A 26,352-nucleotide genomic window follows, 5' to 3' on the forward strand; every position below is an offset into this window, starting at 1 on the left:
TAATATCCTGTAATAGTTATTTTATTGGTTTAAAAATCTTTTTAATTAAAATTAAACAGCAATTAATTATTGTTTAATTTGTTTTCTAAAGATTTTTTATCTTAAATTTGCCACTTTAAAAGTTATAAATAAATGAAAATAGAAGTTTCTTCAGATAAACATTTGAAATACGCAGAAGAAATACGACAGGAAATTGCAGATTCCGCCAAGCAACGTGGAACTGGGATTTCAAAGCGGTCTTTTGAATATATCTGCGAAAAAATTTTAGAAGGAAAAGCAGTAGTTGCTTTTGAAGACGACGGAACCTGGGTAGGGTTCTGTTATGTAGAAACCTGGTCACACGGCGCTTTTGTTGCTAATTCTGGCTTAATCGTTTCCTCGAAATTCAGGAATTTAGGATATGCCACTTTAATCAAAGAAAAAGTTTTTGAACTGTCCAGAGAACGCTATCCGAATGCTAAGGTTTTTGGATTAACTACTGGATTGGCGGTGATGAAGATCAATGCTGAACTTGGTTATAAACCTGTAATCTATTCAGAATTGACACAAGATGAAGAGTTTTGGAGCGGATGCAAAACCTGTGTGAACTACGAAATTCTAATGAGCAAAAATCGACAAAACTGCCTTTGTACTGCAATGCTTTTTGTACCGAAAAATGATATTGAACAAATCAAAGTTGAGAAAGATGAAAAAAAGTGTAGTACTAGCATTTAGTGGTGGATTAGATACTTCGTATTGTGCGAAATATCTGACTGAAAATTTAGGTTACGATGTTCATGCAGTTACCGTCAATACTGGAGGTTTTTCTAAACAGGACGAACAGGAATTGAAATCGAAAGCAGAAAAATTAGGTGTGATTTCTTACACTTTTATTGATGCCGTTCAACCTTATTATAATGAGTGCGTCAAATATTTAATTTTTGGAAATGTTCTGAAAAATAATACGTATCCACTTTCTGTAAGTGCAGAAAGAACCGTTCAGGCGCAGAATATTGCCAAGTTTGCTTTTGAAATCGGTGCAACTGCAATCGCTCATGGAAGTACTGGAGCAGGAAATGATCAAGTTCGTTTTGATTTGATTTTTCAGATTATGTGTTCTGGTGTCGAGATTATTACGCCGATTCGGGATTTGTCTTTGTCAAGAGAGGAAGAGATTTTATTCTTAAAAAATCACGGTTATGAAATGGATTTTGAGAAAGCAAAATATTCAATTAACAAAGGACTTTGGGGAACTTCCGTGGGCGGAAAAGAAACCTTGACTTCAAAATACAATTTACCTGAAGACGCATTTCCATCTCAAGTTGTAAAAACCGAACCTTCTGATTTAGAAATAGAATTTAAAAAAGGAGAAGTGATCGGTGTAAATGGCGAGCAATTTTCACATCCGGTTGCAGCGATTCAGAAAATTGAGGAACTGACTTCTATTTATGGAATTGGTCGTGATATTCACGTTGGCGATACAATTGTGGGGATTAAAGGTCGAGTTGGTTTTGAGGCTGCAGCAGCGACCGTGATTATTAAAGCGCATCATTTATTAGAAAAACATACGCTTTCAAAATACCAGCAAACCATCAAATCTCAATTGTCAGATTGGTACGGAAACTGGCTTCATGAAGCGCTTTTCTTGGATCCCGTGATGAGAAATATCGAAGTTTTTCTAAATGATTCTCAAAAAACCGTGAACGGAAAAGTATTTATAACACTTCATCCTTATCGTTTTGTTTTAAATGGAATTGAATCTGAAAACGATTTAATGTCCGATAAATTTGGAAGTTACGGCGAGTCAAATCTTGCTTGGACTGGCGAAGATGTGAAAGGATTTACCAAAGTCTTAAGCAATTCATTATCGATTTATCATCAAATAAATAAAGCGAAATGAAGTCGGTAGGAATAATTGGCGCCAACGGTTACACTGGAAGCGAACTCGTTCGGTTATTGGTATTTCATCCAAAAGTTGAACTTCAATTTTTGTACAGCCGTTCGAATTCTGGAATCAATATTTCTGAAATTTATCCGGATTTAATTTCGATTTGTGAAATGAGTTTAACTAGTCAAACAGAAGAAGTTGACATTTTATTTTTGTGTTTGCCACATCATGAAAGCAAAAATTGGTTGATTGAAAATCCTGTAAAAGAAAATGTTTTGATCATCGATTTAGGAAATGATTTCAGATTAGAAAGCAATTTTCAGGAAAGAAATTTTATTTACGGTTTACCAGAATTTTTTAAAAATGAATTAAAATCTGCCAAAAGCATTGCAAATCCCGGTTGTTTTGCCACCGCAATTCAACTGGCATTATTGCCTTTAGCAAAAGAAAAATTGCTAAAGGATATTTATACCACAGGAATCACAGGTTCAACTGGAGCGGGACAATCTTTACAATCGACCACTCATTTTTCCTGGCGTAATGATAATATTTCAGCGTATAAAACTTTAACACATCAACATGTCGATGAGGTTTTGAAGTCCTTGAATCAATCTAATAAAAAAGAAATCGAACTTCATTTTGTTCCCTGGCGCGGAGATTTTGTAAGAGGAATTTTCACCAGTTCAATCATTAAATGTGATTTAGAATTAAATGAAATTCAGGAAAAATATTGCGATTTTTATAAAGACGCCACTTTTGTGACCATATCAGAAAAACCAATCGACATGAAGCAAGTCATTAATACCAATCGTTGCGCGATTCACATTGAAAAAAATAAAGAAATTATTGTTGTTCATTCGGCAATTGATAATTTATTAAAAGGTGCTTCCGGACAAGCCGTTCAAAATATGAATATCGCCATGGATTGGGAAGAAAATACGGGTCTAAACCTAAAACCAATCGCGTTTTAAAAGCAAAAAGTAAAGTCCCAAAGGGACGATTTAATTAAGAATAGGACAAAGTCCTATCAAGAGATAATCAGCAACCATTATGAATTTATTCCAAGTATATCCTTTATTTAATATCAATCCTGTAAAAGCGGAAGGTTCTTTTCTTTGGGATGATAAAGGCGAAAAGTACCTTGATTTTTATGGAGGTCATGCCGTGATTTCTATTGGTCACAATCATCCTCATTATCAAAATAAACTAAAAGATCAGTTAGAGAAAATCTCGTTTTATTCAAATTCTGTTCAGAATAATTTACAAACAGAATTAGCAGAAAAGTTGGGTAAAATTTCAGGATATGAAAATTACTCTCTCTTTCTTTGTAATTCTGGTGCAGAAGCAAACGAAAATGCGTTGAAACTGGCTTCTTTCCACAACGGAAAAAAGAAGGTAATTTATTTCTCCGGTTCATTTCATGGCAGAACTTCTGCCGCAGTTTCTGTAACAGATAATCCTAAAATTGTTGCGCCAGTTAATTTTTCAGAACGTTTTATTAAATGTGAATGGAATAATGTGAATCAGTTAAAACAATTGTTTTCGGATTATCAAGGTGAAATTTCTTCCGTAATCATCGAAGGAATTCAAGGAGTTGGCGGAATTATTTTACCAACAGAAGAAATGATTCAAACTCTTAAAAAACTTTGTTCTGAAAATGAGGTGATTTTAATTATGGATGAAGTGCAATCCGGTTACGGACGTTCAGGGAATTTTTTTGCGCATCAGGAATTTGATATTCAACCAGATTTAATTACGGTGGCGAAAGGAATGGGAAATGGTTTTCCGATTGGTGGTTTTTTAATCAGTCCAAAATTCGAAGCCAGTAATGGTTTATTGGGAACAACTTTTGGCGGAAATCATTTGGCGTGCGCTGCAGGAATTGCAGTTTTAGAAGTCATTAAAAATGAAAATCTGATTCAAAATTCAGAGAAAATGGGCGCTTATATTGAATCTAAAATTCTGAATTTTAATCATATCAAATCCATTAGGCGAAGAGGTTTAATGATCGGAATTGAACTCGATCAACCTTGTGCAGAAATCCGTTCTAACTTATTGACGAAACATCATGTGTTCACCGGGAATTCTAATGATGCAACTGTTTTAAGGATTCTTCCATCGCTCAATATTACAGAAAAAGAAGCCGATTTATTCATCAATGCTTTAAAATCTGTTCTTCAAAATTAGCAACCTTTTTAAGGTTCATCACAATTGCCAAATGGCAAAACTTAAATATAAATTTAATGAAAAATTTCACATCAGTAGAAGATATTAATGATCTTCAATCAATGATAAAAAAGGCGCTTCACATTAAAGAAAATCCTTTAGCGGAGGGGAATAAAGGAAAAGGAAAAACAATCGGACTGGTTTTTCTAAACTCCAGTTTACGAACCAGATTAAGCAGTCAAATTGCTGCTCAAAATTTGGGATTAAATGTTCTTATTTTAAACGCATCGCAGGAAGCCTGGAATCTAGAATTTGCAGATGGCGCCGTTATGAATAGCGGAACCGTGGAGCATGTTAAGGATGCGGTCGAGGTTCTGAATCAGTATTGCGATATCATTGCGGTGCGTTGTTTTGCAGGAATGCAGAATAAGGAAGATGATGTAAATGAAAGTATTTTGTCTCAGTTTCTGAAATATGCAAAAGTTCCGGTTATTTCTTTGGAATCCGCAACGAGACATCCTTTGCAAAGTTTTGCAGATTGTATTACCATAAATGAAAATTGGCCGTTCGACAGGCTCACGATGAATCGCAAGCCGAAAGTCGTGCTAACTTGGGCGCCACATATTAAACCGATTGCTCACGCCGTTGCCAATTCGTTTACTGAATGGATGCAAAATATGGAGGTCGATTTGGTAATTGCTAATCCTGAAGGTTATGATTTAGATCCGAAATTTGTAAAAAACACGCCCGTTTTTCATGATCAAGATGAAGCCTTAAAAGATGCTGATTTTGTCTATGTTAAAAACTGGTCGTCGTTTGGAAATTACGCTGCAATGCCCGAAGTTAAAGAGAATTGGATGTTAACGCAGGAAAAATTGAAATCTACGCAAAATGCAAAAGTGATGCATTGTTTGCCAGTTCGTAGAAATGTAGAATTGAGTGATGAAGTGATGGATAGTGATCATTCGATTATTTATCAACAAGCGAAAAATAGAATCTTTTCGGCACAAACTGTTTTCAGTGAAATTTTAGATGAATTATCGTCTTAAAAGAAAACGATTATGGATAAACAGAAATTGTATGTCATTAAAATCGGCGGTTCTTTAATTGATAAAGAGAAAGATTTAATGAACTTTTTAGAAGGATTTGCTTCAATAAAAGCATCAAAACTTCTAGTTCATGGTGGCGGAAAATTGGCTTCTGATTTAGCAGAGAAATTAAATATTCCTCAACAAATGACGGCTGGTAGGAGAGTGACGAATCAAGAAACTTTGGATATTGTGACCATGGTTTACGCCGGAAAAATCAATAAAAATATCGTTGCAAAACTTCAAACTTTTCAATGTAATGCGATTGGGTTTTCAGGTGCAGATGGAAATTTAATTAAAAGTGAAAAACGTTCGGTTTCAAATATCGATTATGGTTTTGTTGGCGATGTCGATTCGAAAAGTGTGAATGTTGATTTGCTTAAAGAATTTTTAAATCTAAAATTAATTCCGGTTTTTTCAGCGATTACGCATGATAAAAAAGGGAATTTGTTCAATACGAATGCGGATTCTATCGCTTCTGTCTTGGCGATTTCGCTTTCAAATTTTTATGAGGTTGAACTTTTATATTGCTTTGATAAAGATGGAATATTAGAAAATGTTGAAAATCCAGAATCTATTGTAAAGACTTTAAATCCTATAAGATGTGAACAGTTAAAGTTTGATAATAAATTGAATAAAGGGATTTTACCCAAACTCGAAAATGCTTTTAAAGCCAAAGAAAACAAAGTGAATAAAGTGGTTTTGCTGAATGAAACCAAATTTCAAAACCAAATTAAATTTCAAAATGAAGGAACAGAAATCAATATATAGTCAAGAAGAATTGCTCAAGAATGCCACAGAATTATTAAAGAAAATAATTGCAACACCATCTTTGAGTAAAGATGAATACGATGTTTCGTTGGTAATCGAAGGTTTTTTCCATCAAAAAAATATTCCAACAAAAAGGTTGAAAAATAATATTTGGGCAGTCAATCAATTTTTCGATGAAACCAAACCTTCCATTGTTTTGAATACGCATCACGACACGGTAAAACCGAATAAGGCGTTTACGTTTGATCCGTTTATTCCCATTGAAAAAGACGGAAAAATTTTTGGATTGGGAAGTAATGATGCAGGCGCTTCTTTGGTTTCGATGGTGCAGGTTTTTCTACATTTTTATGATAAAGAGAATCTGTCGCATAACTTAATTATCGCTTTAACTGCCGAAGAAGAAATTTCCGGAAAAGACGGAATTGAAGTGCTTTTCCCACAACTTCCAAATGTTGAATTGGCGATTGTTGGCGAACCGACTCAAATGAATTTAGCCATCGCAGAAAAAGGACTTTTGGTCATAGATGGTGAAATGTCGGGAACGGCTTCTCACGCGGCGCATCCAAATCAAGACAATGCGATTGTGAAATGTATGGCGGATTTACAGCATATTTTGAACTTCAAATTCCCAAAGGTTTCACCTTATTTGGGTGAAGTAAAAGTTACGCTTTCAGTGATTAATGCAGGAACTCAACATAACGTGGTTCCCGAAAAATGCAACTTTACTTTAGATGTTCGTGTGACTGATGAATACAGTAATAAAGAGGTTTTTGAAATCATTGAATCTGAAATGAAATCCAAATTAACTGCCCGATCTTTTAGATTAAATTCTTCGAGAATTGATGAAAATCATCCGATTATAAAAGCAGGTTTAGAAATTGGCAGAAAAACTTACGGTTCTCCCACGTCTTCGGATCAGGCGATTATCCCTTGTACATCTGTGAAAATTGGTCCTGGCGATAGTACCAGATCTCATACCGCCGACGAATTTATTTATATTAATGAAATAAAAGAAGGCATTGAAATCTATATTAAAATTTTAGAAAAAATAATGTAACACTATTTTGTTTATGATTTCACTTTAGACAGCCACGAAGTGGCGAAATATAATAGCATAGGGTGAAGCCCTATGAACAATGGAAATAAATATGATCAAGCCACGAAGTGGCGAAATTAATAACCGCATAAATTAAAATATTATAAACCTGCTTTTAAAGGTTTTTAAATAAAAGAAATAATGAAAAAAATTTGGCAAAAAGATAAATCTCTAACCGACCAATTGGTGAATAATTTTACCGTTGGAAAAGATTTAGATTTCGATGATCGGTTGGCGAAATACGATGTTTTGGGTTCAATCGCGCATTGCAAAATGTTAGCAGAAGTTGGGTTAATTTCTAATGAGGAATCGCTTGAACTATTATCAGTTTTAAATGAAATTTTAGAAAGCATCGAAAATAATACTTTCGAAATCGATCCGGAAGCAGAAGATATTCACTCTCAAATCGAATCTATTTTAATTGAAAAATTAGGTTCAACGGGAAAAAAAATCCATACTGCGCGCTCTAGAAACGATCAGGTTTTACTGGATGTTAAATTATATTTATTAGATGAGATTCGTGAAATTGGTGAATTAACAGATTCTCTATTTCAGTTATTAATTCGTTTGGCAAATCAGCATAAAAACGTTTTGTTACCAGGATATACCCATTTTCAAGTTGCGATGCCATCGTCCTTTGGATTGTGGTTTGGCGCTTATGCAGAAGCCTTGGTCGATGACGCCGAATTGCTGTTGTCGGTCAAAAATATCATCAATAAAAATCCATTAGGATCTGCGGCTGGTTACGGTTCTTCGTTTCCGATTGATCGGGAAAGTACGACCTATCATTTGAATTTTAAAAATTTAAATTACAATTCAGTTTACGCACAAATGACGCGCGGTAAATCAGAGAAATTATTGGCTTCTTCAATGTCGGTTTTGGCCGGAACTTTAAGTCGTTTTTCTTATGATGTGTGTTTATATTTAAGTCAAAATTTCGATTTCATCAGTTTTCCAAAAGAATTTACAACCGGAAGCAGCATTATGCCACACAAGAAAAATCCGGATATTTTTGAGTCGGTAAGAGCGCGTTGCAACCGAATTCAGTCTTTGCCGAATGAACTTATTTTGCTCACCAATAATTTACCTTCCGGCTATCATCGAGATATGCAGTTGACCAAAGAAATCCTTTTTCCAGCGATTGATTCTTTAAAAGAATGTCTGGAAATTCTGATTTATACTTTGCCGAAAATCGAGGTTAAAGAAGGGATTTTAGAAGATGAAAAATACAAGTATATTTTCAGCGTAGAAAAAATTAATGAAGAAGTAAAAAACGGAAATTCATTTCGCGATGCTTATATTAAAGTCGGAAATGACATTGAAAACAATGATTTTAAGTATGATACAAAAGATCTAAATCACAGTCATCAAGGAAGTATTGGCAATTTATGTTTAGATGAAATTAGCCATCAATTCCATAAAATATCGTGTAAAATATTGGCTTAATCGAGTTTGAATTTCGTAGTCTTTTTTACTTCATGTAAAGCGATCGAACTGTGATATTGCCAGATATTTGGCGAGTTAGAGATGACATTAACAGCGAAGTCGTTGTAAGAGTTAATGTCTTTTGCGATAATTTTCAACATATAATCATATTCCCCGGAAAGGCTTATAATTTCCTGAACTTCATCAAAAGTTTCGATGTGTTTTTCAAAATCTTCCAAGGTTTTTTGAGATTGCTCTTTCAGTCGGATATTACAATAAACAATAATATTCAGACCCAGTTTTTCACGGTTAAGGATGGCGACATATTTCTCGATAACGTTCTGTTTCTCAAGTTGTTTGATGCGTTCGTAAGTCGGCGTAAAAGTCAAACCGATTTTCTCCGAGATTTCTTTCACCGATAAAGTCGAGTCTTCCTGAAGTAAACTGAGAATCATTCTGTCCTTTGCATCCATAAATTTGATTTTGAACAAAAATATTAAAAATAAGGCGAAAACTCTGTGTTCATCAAGAATAGTTTTATTTGTTGAAAAAACCTTTTTCAGATTTCAGAAAAAATGATATCTTTGCACCTAATGAAAAGAAGATTTCCATTAGACGATTTACATAAAGGCAGCAATGCCGATATTCACGATATTTATTAACAACGAAGTCATTTTGGCTTCGTTTTTTTTTGATTTAAAAACTAAAATTATGCTCAGAACAGCCGATTTATCCGTAGAAAAAATTAACAAATTGCTTCAGGAAGCCGACGAGTTTTCGAAAGGTAAAGTGTTGAAAGCCAAAAGTGAAATCTATGTTTCCAATCTTTTTTTTGAAGACAGCACCAGAACAAAAACAAGTTTTGATGTTGCCGAAAGAAAGTTAGGTTTGAACGTGGTTCCTTTTGATATTTCCGCAAGTTCCGTTAATAAAGGAGAATCACTTTATGACACGGTGAAAACATTGAAAAGTCTTGGAATCGATCTTTGTGTGATCCGTCACAAAAAAGAAAAATTCTATGATGAATTCAAAGACATTGATATTGCTGTCATTAATGGTGGCGATGGAACCGGCAATCATCCATCTCAAAATCTTTTAGATTTAATGACGATTCAGCAGGAATTCGGAAAATTTAAAGGGTTAAAAGTAGGAATTGTTGGAGATGTAAAACACAGCCGTGTAGCAAATTCTAATGCAGAAGTTTTAAGAAAACTGGGTGCTAAAGTTTATTTCTCAGGTCCGGAACAATGGTTTGATGAAGGAACAATTATTAATGGAACATATTTATCCATCGATGATTTGGTAAAAGAAGTTGATGTTTTGATGTTATTGAGAATTCAACATGAAAGACACGATAGCGACGAAAAATTAAAACTTTCTTCTGATAAATACCACCGTCAGTTTGGTCTAACTACAGAACGCGAAAAAGCAATGAAGAAAGATGCGATTATTATGCATCCAGCCCCGATTAACAGAGGAGTTGAGATTGCTGATGAATTGGTAGAATGCAGTCGTTCACGGATTTTTAAACAAATGGAAAACGGCGTTTTTGCAAGAATGGCCATTTTGAAAACTGCCTTGGAAGCAAAAGGATTTGAATTCGAGTAAAATAAATCTATAAAATTGCTAAGGTTCGTTCCTTGGTAAATGTAATTGACGCAGTATTATGAAAGAAATTCTTGCGTCTTTTTTCTAAAAAATAAAAAGTGAAGATTTAGTAAAAAGTAAAAATGAAAAAGAAATTAATTTTAGAATCTGGCGAAGTTTTCCATGGAAAAGGTTTCGGAGCCAATCAGGATATTGAAGGCGAAGTCGTTTTCAATACCGGAATGACCGGTTATCAGGAATTGATATCTGATCCTTCCTACTGCGGGCAAATCGTTTGTATGACTTATCCACTCATCGGAAATTACGGAATTAACCGCGATGATTACGAAAGTATTGAACCTGCAATCAAAGGTTTAATTGTTAAAGAAGTATGTGATTTTCCTTCCAATTTCAGAACCCAAATGGATTTGGATGAATTTTTTCAAAAAAGAAATCTCTGCGGAATCTCGGGAATTGATACCAGAAGATTAACAAGAGTTCTGCGAAATTCAGGCGTTGTAAAAGGTAAAATAGTAAATTACGATGCTGATGAAAATTTAGTGATCGAAAATTTAAAAGTATCTGTTTTAGCCACTGATCAGGTTGCTCAGGTTTCTACCAAAACATCGTATGCAAATCCGGGAAGAGGTTTGAAAGTAGTCTTAGTTGATTACGGTTCAAAACTCGGAATCTTGCGTGAACTTGCTCAAAGAGATTGCGACGTGATCGTAGTTTCTCAGGATACAACCGCTGAAGAAATTCTATTGATCAATCCAGATGGCATCATGCTTTCCAACGGTCCTGGAGATCCTGAAGATGTAAAAGGTGCAACAGAAATGATTCAAAAACTTTTAGGTAAAGTTCCAATTTTTGGAATTTGTTTAGGACATCAGTTAATCGCTTTAGCAAGTGGTGCAAAAACCTTTAAATTAAAATTCGGACATCGTGGTGGAAATCATCCTGTTTTAGATCTGAAGAAAATTAAAGTGGCGATTACTTCTCAAAATCATGGTTATGCTGTTGATCAGAAATCTTTAATAAACACCGATTTAGAAGAAACACATATCGCTTTAAATGACAGAACCAACGAAGGTTTGAAACACAAAATTCATCCTTGTTTCTCTGTGCAATATCACCCGGAAGCAAGTCCAGGTCCCGAAGACGCGAATTATTTGTTCGACGAGTTTATTGAAATGATGGAAAATTTCAAGAATCAAGATGCAAGAATCAAGATTCAAGATCATGCATAATTTTGAAAAATTACTTTTCTGGCAAAAATCGATATCGCTCGCGAAGAATATTTATATTATTTGTAATGAAATCAACAGCGATGAGAAATATGGTTTAATTTCTCAAATGAAAAGATGTTCAGTCTCTATTCCCTCCAATATTGCAGAAGGTTCTGGAAGAAATAGTAATAAAGAATTTAATCATTTTTTGGCAATTGCACTTGGTTCTGCTTTTGAACTTCAAACTCAACTAATTTTGGTGAAGGAACTTCATCTTTTGAATGAAGATAAAGTTAATAAACTCATGTTGGATTTAATGGAAATTCAAAAGATGATTTATTCATTCAAAAACACTTTAAATATTAAACCCTAATTGAAAGTCTTGAATCTCGGTTCTTGATTCTTAAATCTAGTAAAAAATGAAACGTACAGATATAAAAACAATTTTAGTAATCGGAAGTGGTCCAATTATCATCGGACAAGCCGCAGAATTTGATTACGCTGGAACTCAAGCATGTTTATCTTTGAGAGAAGAAGGTTATAAAGTAATCCTTATTAATTCAAATCCGGCAACCATCATGACCGATGTGGAAATTGCCGATAAAGTATACATCGAACCGATTTCTCTGGAATTCGTAAGTCATATTATCCGTAAAGAAAGACCCGATGCGCTTTTGCCAACTTTGGGTGGACAGACTGGTTTAAATATGGCCGTAGAATTAGAAAATTCCGGAATTCTTGAAGAATGTAAAGTGGAAGTTTTAGGAACTAAACTTTCCGCCATCAATCAAGCAGAAGATCGTGATTTATTCCGGAATTTAATGCGTGAACTAAACGAACCTGTTCCAGATTCTGATATTGTAAATAACGTTCAATCGGCTTTAGAGTTCGCTCACAACATCGGTTATCCCGTCATTGTTCGTCCGGCTTTCACCATGGGTGGAACTGGTGGTGGAATCGCTCACAATGATGACGAATTGAAAGAAATTACTAGTTTCGGATTGAAATATTCACCGGTTCGTCAGTGTTTGATTGAAAAATCAATCGCCGGTTTTAAGGAAATCGAGTACGAAGTAATGCGCGACAAAAACGACAATGCTATTGTGGTTTGTAATATGGAAAACATCGATCCTGTGGGAATTCACACGGGAGATTCGATTGTGGTGGCGCCTTCACAAACGCTTTCTGATCGGGAATATCAAATGTTACGAAACTCTTCATTAAAGATTATTCGCGCTTTAGGAATTGAAGGTGGTTGTAATGTTCAGTTGGCTTTGGATCCAAATTCTTACGATTATTATATCATCGAAGTGAATCCAAGAGTTTCGCGTTCATCGGCTTTGGCGAGTAAAGCAACCGGTTATCCGATTGCGAAAATCGCGGCGAAAATTGCAGTCGGTTTGACTTTAGATGAAATTATGAATCCCGTAACAGGAAAAACGTACGCATGTTTCGAACCTGCTTTGGATTATGTGGTGACGAAATTCCCACGTTTTCCTTTCGATAAATTCGAAACTGCTGACCGACGTCTTTCAACTCAAATGAAAGCAACGGGAGAAGTCATGGCGATTGGTAGAAACTTCGAGGAATCTTTGCAGAAAGCAATCCGTTCTCTGGAAACTGGTTTAAGACATATCGGACTGAAATCAAAAGATGCCGCTGCTTTAACGGACGAAGAAATTGAAAGAAGAATCAGAGTTTGTGATGATGAGCGTTTGTTCATTATTGGTGATGCATTACGAAGAGGTTACGACTGGGAAAAAATAGTAGAGTGGAGCAAAATTGATAAATTTTTCATCTGGAAAATTAAAAAGTTAATCGATTTTGAAAAAGTAATTGCTGAAAATAAATTCGATAAAGAAACTTTACTCGAAGCCAAAAAATTAGGATTTTCAGATTTAAGTATCGCAACATTATGGAACGCTACTCAAAAAGAAATTTTTGAATTCCGTAAAAATAATGGAGTAATGCCGGTTTATAAAATGGTCGATACTTGCGCTGCAGAATTCGAAAGTGAAACACCATATTTCTACGGAACTTATGAAGAGGAAAACGAAAGTGTTCCATCTGATAAAGAAAAAATCATCGTTCTCGGTTCTGGTCCGATTCGGATTGGTCAAGGGGTAGAATTCGATTACGCCACGGTTCACTCGGTTTGGGCGATTAAAGAAATGGGTTATGAAGCGATTATCATTAATAATAATCCGGAAACCGTTTCCACAGATTTCTCGATTTCCGATAAATTATATTTCGAACCAATCACGGAGGAAGATGTCATGAACATCATCGAACTCGAAAAACCAAAAGGAGTTGTCGTACAGTTTGGTGGACAAACTGCCATTAATTTAGCCGATAAATTAGCAGCACACGGAGTTCAGATTTTGGGAACTTCACTCGAAGATTTAGACCGCGCTGAAAACAGAAATAAATTTGAAGCCGCACTTCAGGAAATGGGAATTCCGCAACCTTTGGGAAAGACCTGTTTTACGAAAGAAGAAGCGTTGGTGATTGCTAATGAAATTGGATTCCCGGTTTTGGTTCGTCCAAGTTATGTTTTAGGTGGAAGAGCGATGGAAATCGTTTATGATGAAACGGAACTTGCTCATTATATGACGAATGCGGTAAAGGAAAATTCAGAACATCCGATTTTGATTGACCGATATTTAACTGGAAAAGAAGTTGAAGTTGACGCCATTTGTGATGGTGAAACAGTCGTGATTCCAGGAATTATGGAACACATCGAAAGAGCAGGAGTTCACTCCGGAGATTCGATTGCTGTTTATCCGCCACAAAATATTAACGCTGAACAAATCGCAACTTTAGTTGATTATACCGAAAGATTAGCGAAAGGATTGAATGTAATTGGGTTAATGAATATTCAATATGTTCTTTATCAAGGCGGAGTTTATGTGATTGAGGTGAATCCAAGATCGAGTAGAACCGTCCCTTTCTTATCGAAGATTACAGAAATTCCAATGGCGAATTTAGCCACGAAAGTAATCCTCGGAAAAAAATTAAAAGATCTCGGATACAAAAACGGTTTGGCTCCAGTGAAAGATGGAGTTTACGTAAAAGTTCCTGTCTTCTCTTTTTCAAAATTAACGAGAGTTGATATTTCCCTCGGACCAGAAATGAAATCCACCGGAGAAGTAATGGGGAAAGACACCACGCTGGAAAAAGCCTTATACAAAGGTTTAGTCGGTGCCGGAAGAAAAGTTCCTTTGCATGGCGCAATTCTTTTCACCGTTGCCGATAAACACAAAGCAGAAGCGTGTGAATTAGCAAGAAGATTTCAGGAAACTGGTTTCAGAATTTGGGCAACCGAAGGAACTGCAAAATATTTTGAAGACCACGGCGTACCAACAAAAATCGGTTACAAAATCGAAGAAAATCCAGAAATCAATTTGATCGATTTAATTCAAACCGGAAAAGTTCAATACATCGTAAATACCATGACCAAAGGAAAACAATCCGAAAGAGACGGTTTCCAAATTCGCCGAACTTCGGTGGAGAATGGTGTTCCTTGTTTGACTTCAATGGATACAGTTGAAGCGATTTTAAAAGTGATTGAAAGCATGAGTTTCAAAATGGAGCAGATGTAATTCTACTTTGTGAAAGTTTAAATCTTTGTGAAAGTTTTCATAAAATGAGCCCTTGAAGTTATTTAACTTTGAAGGGTTTTTATTACTATTTTTACAAAAAGTAAATCAAAATGAATAGGAAATTCTTGAGAATGATTTTGTTGGTACGAACAATTTTAAATGAAAATGGTAAATTAAAAGTTGAAGATATTATAAGAAAAATCGAAAAACAATTTGAATCTTATCAAGATATTAAAAGTTTAAAGATGGATAAGTATTCCGATACTACTTTTAGTAATGATAAAACTGCAATTAAAGATTCTTGGAAAATCGATTTAGAATGTGATAACTTAAATCGATATTCAATTAATACAGAATTTGAAGGAGTTTTTCAGAATGATTTACTCAATTCTGCCATTTTTTTATCATCATTAAATACAGATTTACTATTGCCCGGATTCGTTATTCCTGAAGCCAGAAAGAATACAGGTTTGGAAAATTTCTTTAAAATTTCTAAAGCAATTGAAGAAAAATTAGAACTTCAAATTTCCTATTTCGATTATAGTACTGAACTAGAGAAAAATAAAAAAATTCAACCGTATCGTTTGAAACAGAAAGATTTTAAATGGTATGTTTTAGCCACAGATTCTAGCGATGTCCCTTTTAAAAGTTATGCGTTGGAAAGAATTCGGGATATTGAAATTGTAGGAAAATTTAAGCCGAAGGAAATCGATTTTGAAACACCTTTTCACAACGCAATAGGAATGTTTACCAATGAAGAACCCGTTAAAGTGGTTCTAGAATTTGACCCTCGAGACGGACATTATCTTAAAGCCAATCCGATTCATCTTTCCCAAAAAGTACTTTCTGAAAATAAGGAAACCATTCAGTTTGAGTTTTTTGTAAAACCGAATGAAGATTTTATTATGGAGATAATGAAACGGACTTGGTCTTTAAAAGTGGTTGGACCGGAGTTTTTGAAGGAAAAATTTTTGGGTTTGTGGAAAGATGCGATTGAGAGGAATAAATAGAAAAAGCCACTTTTTTTGAGTGGCTTTATATTAGTTTTTAAGTCTTTTTTTACTAGAATCACTTCGTAATCTAACAGAAATTATTTCCTCTTTTTTTATTAGAGTATTTATATCAGATAGAAATTCCGAACCATCATATTTTAAGAATAATTTTACTCTTTTCGATTTTGCTGATTTACAGTTTGTAACAATACAAATTCTATAATTTTTTTGATTTTTTTTATCTAATTCTTTTAGTTTTTTATACTCATTTTCACTTAAGTTGATAGTGTAAAATTTACCAGATAAGCCTTTAACTTCTAGTAATAAGTTTTCGTTCCCTTTAATTGCTTCTAAATCCCATCCGCAATTATCTGTTTCGACATTTTTCACTTCATAACCTTCTTTAGTAAAATGTTCAGTAATATCTTTTATTGCAGTCTTTTCAGTTTTTTTTGATTTCTTTTCATTCTCCTTTCTATCAAAAATTGAATATTCATTTGGATCTAATCCTTTAGATTCTACAAATCTTTTTAAATGTGACTTATCATTTTTTTCAAATATTGTATTTTCATCAAAAGTATTTAGTAAATCATTCAGTTGATAACTATTCGCTTCAAAAATTTTACTTAAATTTTGCCTTTCTGTAAATTTTTCAACTCCTTGCGCATAACTTTTAGGAGTCTTAATTTTAGTATTCTGTCCTAGCCATGATACAAATTTTTCCATATTTTTTATTTTTCTTAAATATACATTTTTAACTTAAATTTTCTTCTAAAATCTACCATTTTATAAACAATTTCTATCTATATCCAAAATATTCCCAACCGCACAACGATAATAAAAATGACCACCATAAAAACAATCGGTTTCGTTTTTGTTTATCGTAATTTCTAAAAATTGATAACCCAATAAATTTCTTTTATTAAAAGTGAAATGTTGCTTTTCTTTTGGAAAAGAAGTAGTTAGTAATTTTTCAATAATAAATGCATTTCCGAAAATATTGTGCAAATCTTTATCATCATCCATCGAAGGATTTTGCCCGAAAATAATCGTTCCGCCGTTTGTGTTCAAAAATGCGCAAGTGCTTTCCAGAAGTTGTTCTACACTTTCTTCTCGGTCTCGATAATCAACGAAGTCTATTTTTTCAAAAGAAGTCGATTTAATTCGATTGAGTTCTGCTAATAATCCTAATCTTCTTGCCGAAAAAGGAATTTTATTATTTTGGTCTTGTTCAAATTTTAATTTTAATAATTCGAAATATTTTCGCTCCGTTTCATTTCCAACTTTCATACTTCTCGCTTCACGATGTGAAAGATTGTAATGCGCTTCAATCATATATTTTGTTTCTGCTTTATCTGCAATTCCAAACTTATTTACATCTTCATTTATACGCAGATAAATTCCAATTCCCTGATCATAGTTTTCAGGATTTTTATAGGTGATTTTTTCAGAGTTTGCATCTTTTGTAATTTCTCCTTCACTTTCCAAGACATGAATTGCGGTTTTGTAATATTCAAATGCTTTATTACGGGCATTCACAATGTTTTCATCAGTAAAAACTTTTAAATAAAGTGTTTTCAATCCTACATTATTGATTACATATTGTGTTTTTACAACATAACTAATGAGCGGTTTTTTGGTTTGCATAATTTCTAATTTTAAATAATTTCGATAATGTTTTCTAATTCTTGATCGTTAGTTGGGAGTTCTATGATGTCTGAAAAAGTGGTGTGTTTATTAACTTCTTTCACTCCTTTGAAATCTCTTATATAAAGTTTTCCTGTTTTTGAGTAGGTTAGTGAGCAAGAAATATTTTCGTGCGCATAAACATAGAAATGAACTCCATCTATTTCTACATCGGCATAAAATTCAAATTTATTTTCTGTTGAATAAGTTTGCACCAAAAGATCTATAATTTCGGTTGAATATTTTCGATAGTTTTCTGGAATAAAAAGGTATTTCGTGACGAAGAACGTATTTTGAAAGGATAAAAAAATCTTTTCAAATTCTAAATAGGAATCTGTATTTAAAATTTCCTTTTGATGGTAATTTTCTTTATCGTAAAAAATTTGTGTTGCTTCCTGTATTTTCAGTTTATCAAAATAATTTAATTGATAATTTTCTTGTTTTCTGCGTGAGAAAGAATTCTTGGTACCGCCTTTTTCTTCATTTTTGATTTTGAAGATTGTTGACTTGCCATGTCTTTCGGATTGACTTCCAGTCAGCGCTAAAAATCCGTAAGAATCTAATTTTTCTCTTGCACTTCCATGAATATGCTGATTGAAGACTGCATTTTTTCTAATATATTTATTAAAGGTGTACCTAATTTGACATTGTAGAATTCGATCGAAATTTATATTTCCATTTTCTCGAGTATTAATCGTGCTGTCCAGATTTGTAATTTTTTCCAAATCTGAAGATTGGTCATTTTCAAAATCCCAAATCTCGATGACTTCTTTTTTGACGGCTTCTTTCAGTACTTTGGATAAGTAGGAAAGTGCTTCTTCTTTTGCAATTTCATAGTTTTCATTACTGAAATTTGTTGTTTCCATTCCTAATAGCAAATAATGGATTGGCGGGATTTCAACGGTGTAAGTTGTTTGTGACATAATTTTTTAGTTTTTAAAATTCTACTGCAAAGAAAAGAGTAGCGACTTCCAAAAACAGGTAGTCGGAATATTTATTTGTAAAATGTTTTGTTTATTAATAGAAACTCGGCTCAGTTGCTTCAAAAAGCATATAAAAAACACTTCTAAAATTTAAACACAAAAAAAGCGAAGAACAATTCTTCGCTTTTATATTTTTAAAAAGAATGGTTTTCTTAAATCGTTCCCATTACATACATTTCTTCCATTGTTGGTGTCGCATTTCCACCTTCTTTTTCAAGTGTGATTGCAAAGGCTTGTGGCTTCTCAACAGATTTCATAGGTTGAATGGTGCCATTTTTCTTTTCACTGTACATTCCCATGTCCACAGGCTTTCCGTCTACAATTGCCCAAAGTTGATATTGTCTGCCGGTTGGTGCAGCAGGTAAATTTTTAATGTCGAGGTACACTTTATTTGAAGAATCCCAATAGACTTCTGCCAGCATATCTGGATGTTTTTCAACGCCTTTTAATTGAATTCTTCTTGAATTCATCAACATTGTATTCATTTCTTCCAAACTGGAAACTTTATTTGAAAGTTCCGTATTATTTTGAGCGAATTTTTCAATCTGCGCACTTTTCGATCCAACTTCATATCCTAAATATCCCAATCCAAATAAAACGGCTACAGAAGCAGCTTTCATCCAAAGAGGGAAATTATTGGTCGTTGTTTTTGTGGTTGTTTTTTGATTTAAAGGAATTATTTTACCGTCAGATGATTCCGCATTTCCAAATTCTAATTTGCTGCGAATTGCATCTTGTAAATAAGATGCTGGTTCAATTGCCTGTTCGGTCGCCAATTTCTCAAAAGTTTGTTGTGCTTCGAAAACTGCAACTTGAACTTCTGCATTATTTTTCATCACACATTCTAAAATAGAAGATTCCTCGCTGGAAAGATTTCCCATCGCATAAGCTTCGATAACGCCTGATGATATGTAAGTTTTAATGTCCACTTTTATTTAAGTAAAAAAAATAAAAAAATAAATTTAAATTCTTTCAAGATTTCCTTTAGTTCTAATAATGCCGCTCTAGTTCTGGTTTTCACTGTTCCGAGAGGGATTTGTAATTCTTCCGCAATTTCTTCTTGGGTCAAGCCACCGAAATATGCTTTGTTTATAAGGATTCTGTAACCTTCTCTTAGTGTATTTACCATTTTGCCGACTTCATTAAATTCATGATTTTGTTCCGTGGAAAGTCCCACACCATCACTTACGAAATCGGGGATGCTTTGGTTTTGTAAATCGTTCTGAAAAGATTTAGATTTTAACCGGTCGATGGCAGAATTCCGCGCTATATTCAACATCCAGGTGTAAAGTGATGCTTTTTTGTCATCGAAACTTTTTATAGAATTCCAGATTTTAACAAAAACATCCTGCAAAACTTCATTGGCTTCTTCTTTATACCGAACGATTCTAATAATTACCCCATACAAAGCGCCCGAATAATTCCTGTACAAATAATTAAATCCCTTTTCATCTCTATTCATTAATAGAGATAAAAGTTGGTCGGGAGAAATTGTTTCGTTTTTCAAAAGAGTTATTCGATGTCAAAAGTAGTTTTTTTATTTAAGATATAAAACCAAATCTTGAAGTTCTCCGTATATCATTTTATAAGCAATATTGATAATGAAAAATTTAATAAAAATAGGAGCAGTCATTTTATTGGGATCATTGAGTTTTCAAAATATGAATGCGCAGAAAATTCAGAAAGTAAATGGAAAATCAATCGTTAACCCTTATTACTCCCGTACAGATACCAAAATATTAAAAATTCCAAATTCAATGTGGAAGAAGGTTTTGAATGCCGATTTATATTCCGTTTCTCGTCTTAATGAAACTGAAATGGCAAATACTGGGAAGTATAATAAATTCGATGGAATTGGAACTTACTATTGTGCGGCGTGTGGAAATGCTCTTTTTAAATCAGATGCAAAATTCGCAAGCACTTGTGGCCGGCCAAGTTTTTTTGAAACAATTCGTCCAAAATCGGTCATTTATAAAAGAGACGAATCTTATAATATGGTAAGAACCGAAGTTCGATGCGGAAGATGCGATGCGCACTTAGGACATTTGTTTGATGATGGTCCTACGGCTAACAAAAAAAGATATTGCATGAATTCTATTTCCCTTGAATTTGAACCCATTGTAAAAAATTCAAAATAATTTCAAAAAAATAAATCCAAATCGAATTTCACTTCGTAAATGATAATAACACAAATTTAATATATAACATTAAAACAATTTAAAATGAACTTTTTAAAAATTACAACAGCAGCTTTAGCATTAACAATGACTCTAGCAATCGGAAACAATGCCAATGCACAGACAATGGCTAAAAAACAAAATACAGTAATGGTCGGAGGAGCGCCAATGTATCCTACCAAAAACATTACTGAAAATGCATTAAATTCAAAAGATCACACGACTTTAGTTGCCGCAGTAAAAGCAGCAGGTTTAGTTGAAACTTTATCAAGCAAAGGACCTTTCACTGTTTTTGCTCCAACGAATGAAGCGTTTGCTAAATTACCTGCCGGAACGGTAGATATTTTGGTAAAACCAGAAAACAAAGAAACACTTACTAAAATCTTAACCTACCACGTTGTTCCTGGAAAAATTTCTTCTAAAGAATTAATGACTTGGATCAAGAAAAATGGTGGAAAATACATGGCTAAAACAGTTCAGGGAGAAGAATTAACCTTCTGGATGAAAGGGCAAAAATTATACGTAACAGATGCAAAAAACAATTCAGCCCAAATTACCATTGCAGATGTTAACCAGTCAAATGGCGTAATTCATGTGATCGACACGGTTTTAATGCCATAGTTTCATAGTTTTATTTTTAATGATGCCACTTAGATTTCGGTTTAAGTGGCTTTTTTTATATCTTTATTCGTTTTTAAGCCGCTCTTCATTAATATTTAAAATACGATTTATGAAAAAATTATTCGCAACGGTATTGTTATCATTTTCTTTTTTGGGATTTTCTCAGTATAATGTTCCTACCGCAAGTCCACGCGAGAAAGTAGAACAGCAATTCTCAATGACCAAAATTTCGGTTGATTATAGCCGACCAGGTGTTAAAGGTAGAAAGGTATTTGGAGAACTCGTTCCTTTTGGAAAAGTTTGGCGAGCTGGTGCAAACTCTGCTACAAAAATTACCTTTGAACAAAATGTTAATTTCGGTGGAAAAGATGTAATGGCTGGAACCTATGGACTTTTTATAATTCCAACAGATAAAGAATGGAAAATTATTTTAAATAAAGATTCTCAACAGTGGGGCGCCTATCAATATGATGAAAAACTGAATGTTTTAGAAGTTACCGTTCCAGTTCAGAAATTATCTGATAAACAGGAATGGTTCGAGATTTCTCTAAACCCGATGGATGTTCATTCTACAGATTTAATTTTTAAATGGGATATGACGAAAGCAGTAGTTCCGATAAAAGAAGCCAAGCCCGAAACAGTTGCTAAAATCATCGATAAACTTAATGAAATTAAGCAAATCGAAAAAGATGCTGCTCCTAAAAAATAATTTAAAGTGAACTTCGGTTCATTTTTTTTATGAAAATACTTGTCAATTTTTCGGTTGCAAAATGATTAACACTAAACTATTTTTGCTTTAAATTTACAAGATGAAACTCTCGAACGAAATAATGTACAATGCCTCATTCAATAAAAACCCTGACTTCGAAGGCGTTTTCTGGATGGGTGTAAAAACGACCGGAATCTTTTGCCGCCCAACTTGTACTGCTCGAAAACCAAAACCTGAAAATGTAGAGTTTTTTCAAAATACAAAAGATGCCATCTTAAAAGGTTATCGCCCTTGCAAAGTTTGTAAGCCATTGGAAAATCCAGACGAAACTCCGGAATATATTCAGAAAATTTTAGAAAAATTAAGGGAAGACCCTTCTTTGAAATTCAAAGATTCTGATTTAATTCAGCGTGGATTAGAACCTGCAACAGTAAGAAGGTGGTTTCAGAAAAATCACGGAATGACCTTTCAGGCTTTTCAAAGAATGTTTCGTTTAAATACGGCGTTTAAAAAAATCCAGCAAGGAGAAAATATTATGGAAACCGCTTATGAAAGTGGTTTCGAAAGTTTGAGTGGTTTTAGTGAAAGTTTCAAATCTGTATTTGGAGTTTCGCCGAAAAATTCGAAAGACCAAAAAATCATTGATTTAAAAAGAATTGAAACTCCCATCGGAACTATGTACGCCGCCGCCGTAGAAGAAGGAATTTGCATGCTCGAGTTCACAGATCGAAAAATGCTGGAAACTGAATTCAAAGATTTAGCAAAATCATTAAATGCAACGATTGTTCAAGGTGAAAATCTACATTTTAAAACTTTAGAAAAAGAACTTTCAGAATACTTCGATGGAGCAAGAAAAGAATTTACCGTTCCACTTTCACCAGTCGGAACAGAATTTCAGAAATCGGTTTGGAAAGTTCTAACGAAAATTCCTTATGGAGAAACCTGGAATTATAAAAAGCAGTCTGAAATTTTAGGAGATGTAAAAAAGGTGCGCGCAGTGGCTAATGCGAATGGAATGAATAAAATCTCCATCTTAATTCCGTGTCATCGAGTTATTGGCAGCAATGGAACTTTAACCGGTTACGGTGGCGGAATATGGCGAAAACAAAAACTATTGGAATTAGAAAAAGTCATTCTTTTTTAAGTTCCAAGCAAAGCAATTTTTTCTAAAATCTTTCTTTTCTAAATCATAAAGAAATTAACAAGTCAATTGCACGCTGCCAATTCGCCAGAGGCGAACTTTGCGCCTTAATTTTTTATAAAGAAATAAACCTTCGCGTCTTTGCGTGAAAATTTTCAGAATAATTCACAACATCATACATCATACATCAAACATGAAACCTGAAGAATTAAAAAATATCGCAACACTTTGGTTCAAAGCCTTCAATGAACAGGATTTAGAAAATCTGCTTGAACTGTATGATGACAATGCACAACATTTCAGTCCGAAATTAAAAATCCGAGAACCCGAAACCAATGGATTGATACAAGGCAAAGAGGCGTTAAGAAAATGGTGGAAAGACTGCTTTGAAAGACTGCCAACATTAAAATATCAAGTTAATAAATTAACCGCCGATTCTGACCAAGTCTTTATGGAGTATACCCGAAGAGTAGACGGAGAAGATGATATGGAAATTGGCGAAGTTCTGGAAATTAAGAACGGTAAAATTGTTTTCTCCCGAGTTTACCACGGATAATTTTCATCAAAAAAAATGTATAAAATACGAGAAGACTGGTAGCCCAAATTTTAATTATTTCTAAACGGTAGCCAAAACTTATTTTTATCTTTGAAAAACATCATCTATGAATTTCTCTATTCAACCAACTTTAGAAAATAAAAATATCAAATTGATTCCTTTGCAGGAAAGTGATTTTGAGAGATTGTTTGTGGTCGCATCTTATCCGGAAGTTTGGGCGATGCACCCTAATAAAGAAAGATATAAAAGAGAAGTTTTTCAGAATTTTTTTACTGGTGCCCTGGAAAGCAACGGTGCTTTTTTGATTATTGATAAAAATTCAGATGAAGTTTTAGGCAGCACAAGATTTTATGATTTTAATGAAAAGGATAAAAGCATTTTCATTGGCTATACTTTTTACGGCACTAAATCCTGGGGGAAAAACATCAATGCCAGCGTTAAAAAAATGATGTTGGATTACATTTTTCAGTTCGTAGATAAAGTTATTTTCCATGTTGGTGCAGGCAACATCCGTTCGGTAAAAGCCATGAATAAACTCGGAGCAGAAAATCTGGGGGAAGAAGAAGTAGCCTATTTCGGAGAGGCTTCAAAAATGAATGTGGTTTTTCAAATCAAAAAAGAAGACTGGAAATTAAAGCAGAATTTACATTAAACCTATTTACCGGAACAATCCTGAAACAGTTCTGCGCCAAAATAAAAAATAAAAAGCCACGCAATTCCTTTCACCGTAAAAAAGATAAGGCCGCCGATGCCGACGCGCTTAAACCATTTTTTAAATTTCGAATTTTTATCTTCAGGTTGTAAATTTTCCATGGAGAACTTTTTTCAAAATTAGTGCAATTATTTTAGTCATTCAAATTTTAACGACCTAATAAATGTCATTTATTATTTTGGGCGTTTAGTATGCTGTTCATCGTATTTGTGGTATTGTTTTGTAATCCATTAATTCCTTTAAAATTTAATAAAACTCCTGTAAAATTTTTCTGATTTCAGTAATTTTTCTATCTTTAAGGACAATTCAAATTAATATTATGTCCCAAACAATTCAGGATTTTGGAATCGAAAAATCCCTTTCTAATTTAGGTATTACAAAAGAAAATAAAGGCGTCTCTTCCGGCGGAAATTACTTTGCCAATGGAGATTTACTCGAAAGTTATTCGCCCACAGATGGCAAACTCATTGCAAAAGTTACAACAGCAAACGAAAGTGATTACGATCAGGTAATCGAAACAGCCAAAAAAGCGTATTTAGAATTTCGCCAAATTCCCGCTCCCAAAAGAGGAGAACTCGTTCGTCAGTTTGGCTTAAAACTACGTGAATACAAAGACGATTTAGGAAAACTGGTTTCTTATGAAATGGGAAAATCGCTTCAGGAAGGTCTGGGAGAAGTTCAGGAAATGATTGATATCTGTGACTTCGCTGTAGGATTATCCCGCCAACTTCATGGGTTTACCATGCATTCTGAAAGACCAGGTCACCGTATGTACGAGCAATATCATCCGCTTGGAATTATCGGAATTATTTCTGCTTTTAACTTCCCGGTTGCGGTATGGTCCTGGAATACTGCACTTGCCTGGATTTGTGGAAACGTTACCATCTGGAAACCTTCAGAAAAAACACCACTTTGTGGAATCGCCTGTCAAAATATTATTACCGAAGTTTTAAAAGAAAATAATCTTCCTGAAGGGATTTCTACCATGATTGTGGGCGACCATAAAATCGGTGATAAACTGGTGAATGATAAGAATGTTGCCTTAATTTCCTTTACTGGTTCAACCAAAGTTGGAAGAATTGTAGGAACAAATGTGGCGAAAAGATTCGGGAAATCGATTCTTGAATTAGGCGGAAATAATGCTATTATTTTCACCGAAAATGCGGATTTAAACATGTCAATTATCGGCGCAGTTTTCGGCGCGGTCGGAACTGCCGGACAAAGATGTACTTCGACCAGAAGGTTAATTATTCACGAATCTATTTTTGATGACGTTAAAAACCGTTTGGTAAAAGCGTACGGACAAATTAAAATCGGAAATCCTTTAGATGAAAATAATCACGTTGGACCATTAATCGATAAGCAAGCCGTTCAACAGTATCTTGATTCCATCGAAAAATGTAAGAAAGAAGGTGGGAAATTCATCGTTGAAGGTGGAGTTTTGGAAGGCGAAAATTTCGAATCTGGCTGTTATGTAAAACCATGTATTGCGGAAGTTGAAAATTCATACGAAATCGTTCAACATGAAACTTTTGCACCGATTCTTTATGTGATGAAATATAAAACTTTGGAGGAGGCAATCGCAATGCAGAACGATGTTCCCCAAGGTTTGAGTTCTGCAATTATGACGACTGATATGCGTCAGGCAGAATTGTTCCTTTCGCAAAATGGTTCCGACTGCGGAATTGCGAATGTGAATATCGGAACTTCCGGAGCAGAAATCGGTGGGGCTTTCGGTGGTGAAAAAGAAACCGGCGGCGGTAGAGAATCCGGGTCTGATGTTTGGAAATATTACATGAGAAGACAAACCAATACCATTAATTATACCGACAGTTTGCCTTTAGCACAGGGAATTAAATTCGATTTGTAAAAATAAAGAAACTAAAATTTTAACCTTGGACTTCCGACTTCAGTCTTTGGACTTTCGCACTTCCAAATTTTAAT

27 protein-coding genes and 1 pseudogene are annotated in these 26,352 nt (G+C 34.2%); 21 read left to right on the plus strand and 7 right to left on the minus strand.

Annotated elements, in window-relative coordinates; all coding sequences use genetic code 11:
• Positions 1–132 precede the first annotated feature (132 nt).
• The 8 genes from PUH65_RS10235 (at position 133) to argH (ending at position 8,434) form a co-directional block, all read left to right on the plus strand.
• A complete protein-coding gene (locus PUH65_RS10235) occupies positions 133–714 on the plus strand; it encodes a GNAT family N-acetyltransferase (protein WP_305519906.1) in 582 nt (193 codons plus the stop codon).
• Positions 686–1,879 carry an argininosuccinate synthase gene (locus tag PUH65_RS10240; protein ID WP_305519907.1) on the plus strand — a complete coding sequence of 398 codons (1,194 nt, stop codon included), beginning with the start codon at positions 686–688 and terminating at the stop codon, positions 1,877–1,879. Before PUH65_RS10235 ends, PUH65_RS10240 begins: the two co-directional genes overlap by 29 nt.
• Positions 1,876–2,838 (plus strand): N-acetyl-gamma-glutamyl-phosphate reductase, encoded by a 963-nt coding sequence (gene argC, locus PUH65_RS10245; RefSeq protein WP_305519908.1) that lies wholly within the window; start codon positions 1,876–1,878, stop codon positions 2,836–2,838. Before PUH65_RS10240 ends, argC begins: the two co-directional genes overlap by 4 nt.
• A 79-nt stretch (positions 2,839–2,917) precedes the next feature.
• The gene (locus PUH65_RS10250) at positions 2,918–4,054 is read left to right on the plus strand and encodes an aspartate aminotransferase family protein (RefSeq protein ID WP_305519909.1); all 1,137 of its coding nucleotides are present in this window, start codon (positions 2,918–2,920) and stop codon (positions 4,052–4,054) included.
• A 56-nt stretch (positions 4,055–4,110) separates the two neighbouring features.
• A complete protein-coding gene (locus PUH65_RS10255; protein ID WP_305519910.1) occupies positions 4,111–5,082 on the plus strand; it encodes an acetylornithine carbamoyltransferase in 972 nt (323 codons plus the stop codon).
• A gap of 12 nt (positions 5,083–5,094) precedes the next feature.
• Positions 5,095–5,892, plus strand: coding sequence for an acetylglutamate kinase (argB, locus tag PUH65_RS10260; RefSeq protein WP_305519911.1), 798 nt, complete (start codon positions 5,095–5,097; stop codon positions 5,890–5,892).
• Positions 5,867–6,949, plus strand: coding sequence for a M20 family metallo-hydrolase (locus tag PUH65_RS10265; RefSeq protein ID WP_305519912.1), 1,083 nt, complete (start codon positions 5,867–5,869; stop codon positions 6,947–6,949). The genes argB and PUH65_RS10265 overlap by 26 nt, the downstream gene beginning before the upstream one ends.
• 180 nt (positions 6,950–7,129) lie before the next feature.
• The gene (argH, locus tag PUH65_RS10270; protein ID WP_305519913.1) at positions 7,130–8,434 is read left to right on the plus strand and encodes an argininosuccinate lyase; all 1,305 of its coding nucleotides are present in this window, start codon (positions 7,130–7,132) and stop codon (positions 8,432–8,434) included.
• On the opposite strand, the gene PUH65_RS10275 is transcribed toward argH, so the two are convergent.
• Positions 8,431–8,886, minus strand: coding sequence for an Lrp/AsnC family transcriptional regulator (locus PUH65_RS10275; RefSeq protein WP_305519914.1), 456 nt, complete (start codon positions 8,884–8,886; stop codon positions 8,431–8,433). The genes argH and PUH65_RS10275 overlap by 4 nt on opposite strands.
• Positions 8,887–9,124: 238 nt before the next feature.
• Between PUH65_RS10275 and PUH65_RS10280 the strand changes: the two genes are divergently transcribed.
• The 5 genes from PUH65_RS10280 to PUH65_RS10300 all read left to right on the plus strand — a co-directional run bounded on the left by PUH65_RS10280 (position 9,125) and on the right by PUH65_RS10300 (position 15,841).
• The gene (locus tag PUH65_RS10280; protein ID WP_305519915.1) at positions 9,125–10,021 is read left to right on the plus strand and encodes an aspartate carbamoyltransferase catalytic subunit; all 897 of its coding nucleotides are present in this window, start codon (positions 9,125–9,127) and stop codon (positions 10,019–10,021) included.
• A 122-nt stretch (positions 10,022–10,143) separates the two neighbouring features.
• Positions 10,144–11,250 (plus strand): carbamoyl phosphate synthase small subunit, encoded by a 1,107-nt coding sequence (locus PUH65_RS10285; protein WP_305519916.1) that lies wholly within the window; start codon positions 10,144–10,146, stop codon positions 11,248–11,250.
• Complete coding sequence (locus tag PUH65_RS10290; protein WP_305519917.1) at positions 11,243–11,602, plus strand: four helix bundle protein; 360 nt, start codon at positions 11,243–11,245, stop codon at positions 11,600–11,602. Before PUH65_RS10285 ends, PUH65_RS10290 begins: the two co-directional genes overlap by 8 nt.
• Before the next feature lie 46 nt (positions 11,603–11,648).
• A complete protein-coding gene (carB, locus tag PUH65_RS10295; protein WP_305519918.1) occupies positions 11,649–14,831 on the plus strand; it encodes a carbamoyl-phosphate synthase large subunit in 3,183 nt (1,060 codons plus the stop codon).
• A gap of 110 nt (positions 14,832–14,941) precedes the next feature.
• Positions 14,942–15,841, plus strand: coding sequence for a WYL domain-containing protein (locus PUH65_RS10300; RefSeq protein WP_305519919.1), 900 nt, complete (start codon positions 14,942–14,944; stop codon positions 15,839–15,841).
• A gap of 30 nt (positions 15,842–15,871) precedes the next feature.
• On the opposite strand, the gene PUH65_RS10305 is transcribed toward PUH65_RS10300, so the two are convergent.
• The 5 genes from PUH65_RS10305 to PUH65_RS10325 form a co-directional block, all read right to left on the minus strand.
• Positions 15,872–16,549 (minus strand): protein NO VEIN domain-containing protein, encoded by a 678-nt coding sequence (locus PUH65_RS10305; RefSeq protein WP_305519920.1) that lies wholly within the window; start codon positions 16,547–16,549, stop codon positions 15,872–15,874.
• Between the two features lie 60 nt (positions 16,550–16,609).
• The gene (locus tag PUH65_RS10310; protein WP_305519921.1) at positions 16,610–17,470 is read right to left on the minus strand and encodes an RNA-binding domain-containing protein; all 861 of its coding nucleotides are present in this window, start codon (positions 17,468–17,470) and stop codon (positions 16,610–16,612) included.
• Between the two features lie 11 nt (positions 17,471–17,481).
• Positions 17,482–18,432, minus strand: coding sequence for a hypothetical protein (locus PUH65_RS10315; protein WP_305519922.1), 951 nt, complete (start codon positions 18,430–18,432; stop codon positions 17,482–17,484).
• A 212-nt stretch (positions 18,433–18,644) separates the two neighbouring features.
• Positions 18,645–19,421, minus strand: a complete 777-nt coding sequence (locus PUH65_RS10320) for an anti-sigma factor (RefSeq protein ID WP_305519923.1) — start codon at positions 19,419–19,421, stop codon at positions 18,645–18,647.
• A gap of 2 nt (positions 19,422–19,423) precedes the next feature.
• Positions 19,424–19,999 carry an RNA polymerase sigma factor gene (locus PUH65_RS10325; RefSeq protein WP_305519924.1) on the minus strand — a complete coding sequence of 192 codons (576 nt, stop codon included), beginning with the start codon at positions 19,997–19,999 and terminating at the stop codon, positions 19,424–19,426.
• A 94-nt stretch (positions 20,000–20,093) separates the two neighbouring features.
• On the opposite strand from PUH65_RS10325, the gene msrB reads away from it, so the two are divergent.
• The 7 genes and pseudogenes from msrB to PUH65_RS10360 all read left to right on the plus strand — a co-directional run bounded on the left by msrB (position 20,094) and on the right by PUH65_RS10360 (position 24,348).
• Positions 20,094–20,630 carry a peptide-methionine (R)-S-oxide reductase MsrB gene (gene msrB, locus PUH65_RS10330; RefSeq protein WP_305519925.1) on the plus strand — a complete coding sequence of 179 codons (537 nt, stop codon included), beginning with the start codon at positions 20,094–20,096 and terminating at the stop codon, positions 20,628–20,630.
• 126 nt (positions 20,631–20,756) lie between these two features.
• Positions 20,757–21,290: a fasciclin domain-containing protein gene (locus tag PUH65_RS10335; RefSeq protein ID WP_305519956.1), complete on the plus strand. Its 534-nt coding sequence runs from the start codon at positions 20,757–20,759 to the stop codon at positions 21,288–21,290.
• A gap of 109 nt (positions 21,291–21,399) precedes the next feature.
• Positions 21,400–21,999 (plus strand): DUF2911 domain-containing protein, encoded by a 600-nt coding sequence (locus PUH65_RS10340; protein ID WP_305519926.1) that lies wholly within the window; start codon positions 21,400–21,402, stop codon positions 21,997–21,999.
• Positions 22,000–22,120: 121 nt separating this feature from the next.
• Positions 22,121–22,609, plus strand: a pseudogene (locus PUH65_RS10345) (bifunctional transcriptional activator/DNA repair enzyme AdaA); the annotation flags it as partial.
• A 27-nt stretch (positions 22,610–22,636) separates the two neighbouring features.
• Positions 22,637–23,143, plus strand: a complete 507-nt coding sequence (locus PUH65_RS10350; RefSeq protein ID WP_305519957.1) for a methylated-DNA--[protein]-cysteine S-methyltransferase — start codon at positions 22,637–22,639, stop codon at positions 23,141–23,143.
• A gap of 190 nt (positions 23,144–23,333) precedes the next feature.
• Positions 23,334–23,696 carry a nuclear transport factor 2 family protein gene (locus tag PUH65_RS10355; protein ID WP_305519927.1) on the plus strand — a complete coding sequence of 121 codons (363 nt, stop codon included), beginning with the start codon at positions 23,334–23,336 and terminating at the stop codon, positions 23,694–23,696.
• Positions 23,697–23,802: 106 nt separating this feature from the next.
• Positions 23,803–24,348 carry a GNAT family N-acetyltransferase gene (locus PUH65_RS10360; protein ID WP_305519928.1) on the plus strand — a complete coding sequence of 182 codons (546 nt, stop codon included), beginning with the start codon at positions 23,803–23,805 and terminating at the stop codon, positions 24,346–24,348.
• A gap of 2 nt (positions 24,349–24,350) precedes the next feature.
• On the opposite strand, the gene PUH65_RS10365 is transcribed toward PUH65_RS10360, so the two are convergent.
• A complete protein-coding gene (locus tag PUH65_RS10365) occupies positions 24,351–24,509 on the minus strand; it encodes a hypothetical protein (RefSeq protein ID WP_305519929.1) in 159 nt (52 codons plus the stop codon).
• Between the two features lie 218 nt (positions 24,510–24,727).
• On the opposite strand from PUH65_RS10365, the gene PUH65_RS10370 reads away from it, so the two are divergent.
• Positions 24,728–26,278 (plus strand): aldehyde dehydrogenase family protein, encoded by a 1,551-nt coding sequence (locus tag PUH65_RS10370; protein ID WP_305519930.1) that lies wholly within the window; start codon positions 24,728–24,730, stop codon positions 26,276–26,278.
• The last annotated feature ends 74 nt before the right edge of the window (positions 26,279–26,352 follow it).

Origin of the sequence: Kaistella sp. SH40-3 (assembly GCF_030686865.1) — a bacterium.
GTDB lineage: Bacteria > Bacteroidota > Bacteroidia > Flavobacteriales > Weeksellaceae > Kaistella.

Excerpts from the sequence above, each read along its gene's own strand:
- PUH65_RS10235 (WP_305519906.1), top strand. The coding sequence starts at position 133 with ATGAAAATAGAAGTTTCTTCAGATAAACATTTGAAATACGCAGAAGAA.
- PUH65_RS10240 (WP_305519907.1), top strand. The coding sequence starts at position 686 with ATGAAAAAAAGTGTAGTACTAGCATTTAGTGGTGGATTAGATACTTCG.
- argC (WP_305519908.1), top strand. The coding sequence starts at position 1,876 with ATGAAGTCGGTAGGAATAATTGGCGCCAACGGTTACACTGGAAGCGAA.
- PUH65_RS10250 (WP_305519909.1), top strand. The coding sequence starts at position 2,918 with ATGAATTTATTCCAAGTATATCCTTTATTTAATATCAATCCTGTAAAA.
- PUH65_RS10255 (WP_305519910.1), top strand. The coding sequence starts at position 4,111 with ATGAAAAATTTCACATCAGTAGAAGATATTAATGATCTTCAATCAATG.
- argB (WP_305519911.1), top strand. The coding sequence starts at position 5,095 with ATGGATAAACAGAAATTGTATGTCATTAAAATCGGCGGTTCTTTAATT.
- PUH65_RS10265 (WP_305519912.1), top strand. The coding sequence starts at position 5,867 with ATGAAGGAACAGAAATCAATATATAGTCAAGAAGAATTGCTCAAGAAT.
- argH (WP_305519913.1), top strand. The coding sequence starts at position 7,130 with ATGAAAAAAATTTGGCAAAAAGATAAATCTCTAACCGACCAATTGGTG.
- PUH65_RS10275 (WP_305519914.1), bottom strand. The coding sequence starts at position 8,886 with ATGGATGCAAAGGACAGAATGATTCTCAGTTTACTTCAGGAAGACTCG.
- PUH65_RS10280 (WP_305519915.1), top strand. The coding sequence starts at position 9,125 with ATGCTCAGAACAGCCGATTTATCCGTAGAAAAAATTAACAAATTGCTT.
- PUH65_RS10285 (WP_305519916.1), top strand. The coding sequence starts at position 10,144 with ATGAAAAAGAAATTAATTTTAGAATCTGGCGAAGTTTTCCATGGAAAA.
- PUH65_RS10290 (WP_305519917.1), top strand. The coding sequence starts at position 11,243 with ATGCATAATTTTGAAAAATTACTTTTCTGGCAAAAATCGATATCGCTC.
- carB (WP_305519918.1), top strand. The coding sequence starts at position 11,649 with ATGAAACGTACAGATATAAAAACAATTTTAGTAATCGGAAGTGGTCCA.
- PUH65_RS10300 (WP_305519919.1), top strand. The coding sequence starts at position 14,942 with ATGAATAGGAAATTCTTGAGAATGATTTTGTTGGTACGAACAATTTTA.
- PUH65_RS10305 (WP_305519920.1), bottom strand. The coding sequence starts at position 16,549 with ATGGAAAAATTTGTATCATGGCTAGGACAGAATACTAAAATTAAGACT.
- PUH65_RS10310 (WP_305519921.1), bottom strand. The coding sequence starts at position 17,470 with ATGCAAACCAAAAAACCGCTCATTAGTTATGTTGTAAAAACACAATAT.
- PUH65_RS10315 (WP_305519922.1), bottom strand. The coding sequence starts at position 18,432 with ATGTCACAAACAACTTACACCGTTGAAATCCCGCCAATCCATTATTTG.
- msrB (WP_305519925.1), top strand. The coding sequence starts at position 20,094 with ATGAAAAATTTAATAAAAATAGGAGCAGTCATTTTATTGGGATCATTG.
- PUH65_RS10335 (WP_305519956.1), top strand. The coding sequence starts at position 20,757 with ATGACTCTAGCAATCGGAAACAATGCCAATGCACAGACAATGGCTAAA.
- PUH65_RS10340 (WP_305519926.1), top strand. The coding sequence starts at position 21,400 with ATGAAAAAATTATTCGCAACGGTATTGTTATCATTTTCTTTTTTGGGA.
- PUH65_RS10355 (WP_305519927.1), top strand. The coding sequence starts at position 23,334 with ATGAAACCTGAAGAATTAAAAAATATCGCAACACTTTGGTTCAAAGCC.
- PUH65_RS10360 (WP_305519928.1), top strand. The coding sequence starts at position 23,803 with ATGAATTTCTCTATTCAACCAACTTTAGAAAATAAAAATATCAAATTG.
- PUH65_RS10365 (WP_305519929.1), bottom strand. The coding sequence starts at position 24,509 with ATGGAAAATTTACAACCTGAAGATAAAAATTCGAAATTTAAAAAATGG.
- PUH65_RS10370 (WP_305519930.1), top strand. The coding sequence starts at position 24,728 with ATGTCCCAAACAATTCAGGATTTTGGAATCGAAAAATCCCTTTCTAAT.